Annotated in this window: 2 protein-coding genes and 1 pseudogene; all 3 read right to left on the minus strand. The window is 69.3% G+C overall.

What is annotated here, in order from left to right; translation table 11 throughout:
- A partial coding sequence (locus RGD00_RS23580) for a hypothetical protein (RefSeq protein WP_425603453.1) occupies window positions 1–268 on the minus strand: 268 nt, incomplete at its 3' end.
- A gap of 132 nt (window positions 269–400) precedes the next feature.
- Complete coding sequence (locus RGD00_RS23585) at window positions 401–1,612, minus strand: CRISPR-associated helicase/endonuclease Cas3 (RefSeq protein WP_425603454.1); 1,212 nt, start codon at window positions 1,610–1,612, stop codon at window positions 401–403.
- 154 nt (window positions 1,613–1,766) lie between these two features.
- Window positions 1,767–2,072 (minus strand): annotated as a pseudogene (locus RGD00_RS23590) (CRISPR-associated endonuclease Cas3''); the annotation flags it as partial.
- Between the last annotated feature and the right edge of the window lie 82 nt (window positions 2,073–2,154).

A 2,154-nucleotide genomic window follows, 5' to 3' on the forward strand; every position in this document is an offset into this window, starting at 1 on the left:
TCGTGCTGGCCAACGCGCTCATCCGCGACAATCGAAAATGGAGCCCAAATGCCACTTGATCGACACGGATACTACGGGTCGCCGTTGACCCCGCGAAGGGGGCGACGGGCGGGCGCAGCGCCTCGACCCGCTCCCATGTCGTTTCTACCCACGCCCCCGCGAAGGGGGCGACCGCGACCCGGCGCATGCGGCGGAACAGGTCCGAGTTTCTACCCACGCCCCCGCGAAGGGGGCGACCGCGCGCCAGATCGCCCTGGATCTTCGCCATCTGGTTTCTACCCACGCCCCCGCGAAGGGGGCGACAGGCGCAGCCCAAACGCGGCCGGAAGGCAGCGGAAGTTTCTACCCACGCCCCCGCGAAGGGGGCGACATTGCAGCGTCATATCGCCCCCCCCCCCCCTCACAGGTTTCTACCCACGCCCCCGCGCACGCAACTGTCCAGCCCGCTTTCGGCCCGCCAGCCCATCGGGAAATCCAGATCCACCCCGGCCTCGATCAGGCTGGTGGCGATCAGCCGGCAGGGGGCGCCGGCGGCCAGCCGGGTGCGGATGTCGGCGATGATGCGGCGGCGGTGGGCGGGGTATTGGCGGGTCGTCAGATGGACCGCACCCTCCAACCCCGCGGCCTTTGCGGCGGCGAACAGGTCCAGCGCATGGGCGCGGCTGTTGACGATGACGAAGCCCTGCGGCGTGTTGCCGAGGGCGGCGATCAGGGCGGGATCGTCCATCGCCCCGCCCCGTACGATCCGTGCGCGGCGCAGGTCGCGGGCCAGTGCGGCCGGATCCGGCGCCAGTTCCCGTCCCGCAAGCGGCAGGCCGCCCTGTTGCAACTGGCGGCTGTCGAAGGCGGGCTGCGTCGCGGTGCACAGCACCACCGAACAGCCGTAATGCGCCGCCAGCCCCTCGATCATCCGCAGCGCGGGCATCAGCAGCTTGCGGGGCAGGCATTGCGCCTCGTCCAGCACGATCACCGACCCGGCGATGTTGTGCAGCTTGCGCGCGCGCGTGGGGCGGGCGGCGAACAGGCTTTCGAACAGTTGCACATTGGTGGTGACGACGATGGGGGCGGCCCAATCCTCCATCGCCAGGTGCAGCTTTTCGCGCGCCTCGGCCCCGGGCCGTTCGGTGTCGATCGAGGCGTGGTGTTCCAGCACCATGTCGTCCCCGAAGATGTCGCGAAAGATCTTTGCCGTCTGGTCGATGATGGAAGTGTAGGGGATCGCGTAGATGATCCGCCGATGGCCGTGCCGCGCGGCATGGTCGAGCGCGAAACCCATCGAGGCCAGCGTCTTGCCGCCCCCCGTGGGCACCGTGAGGGTGAAAAGCCCCGGCGCCATGGCCGCCCCGGCGCGCACCCGCGACAGGATTTCGCCCCGCAGCCGGTTCAGCGCGCTCGCGCCGCCGAGCCCGGCCATATGTCCGTCGAAGGCCGCGCGCAGGCCGGGCAGCAGGTCGGCCAGCGCCGGCCAGTCGCGCGGGGCGCTGCGGCCGTCGAGCCGGTCGTAGAACGCCTCGGTCTCGCGGTAGTCCGCATCCACGAGGCAGGAAAACACCATCCGCGTCAGCAGCGACAGGTCGAACCCCGCCGAACCGGGGCGCAGCTTTGCCAGCATCTCGGGCGCGAGGGGGGGCGAAGTCGGGTTGCGCGGCGGCGGTGATCGCCGGCGCCACGGGGTCGCGGAACCGCGCGATGCGGCTGTCGAAACAGGCATCGGTGGCGTTCTGCCGGTCGGGCAGGCCGGCGTGATGGCCGAGGATGGCATAGGCCAGCACCTCGGCAAAGGTGCGGTATCCGGGATCTGCGCGGTCCAGCAGCAGCCGGGCCCCGGCGGTGGAATGATCGACCCTTTTGTCGCGCCCCTGCAGGACCAGATCGAAATCCGGATCGTATTTGCCGAAATCATGGAACCGCCCCGCCATTTCCGCCACGGCCGAAAGTCCCAGCGGCGCGGCGCGCATTGCGGCCAGTCCTGCGGTTTGTTCCAGATGCTCCGGCAGGGATTGCCAGTCGCTGCGGTCGTCTTTCCGGCCCGAATGGGCGTAATACTGCGGTGTCATTGCCGGTCTTGCCATGGAAAGGAAAGTCTGAAAAACCTGTGCGTTTCGGCGCGATCTGATAGGATTTTGCGGGATGCGACGAGGAGCCCCGCCGATG

Origin of the sequence: Ruixingdingia sedimenti (genome assembly GCF_031432425.1) — a bacterium.
In the GTDB taxonomy this organism is placed as follows: Bacteria; Pseudomonadota; Alphaproteobacteria; order Rhodobacterales; family Rhodobacteraceae; genus Ruixingdingia; species Ruixingdingia sedimenti.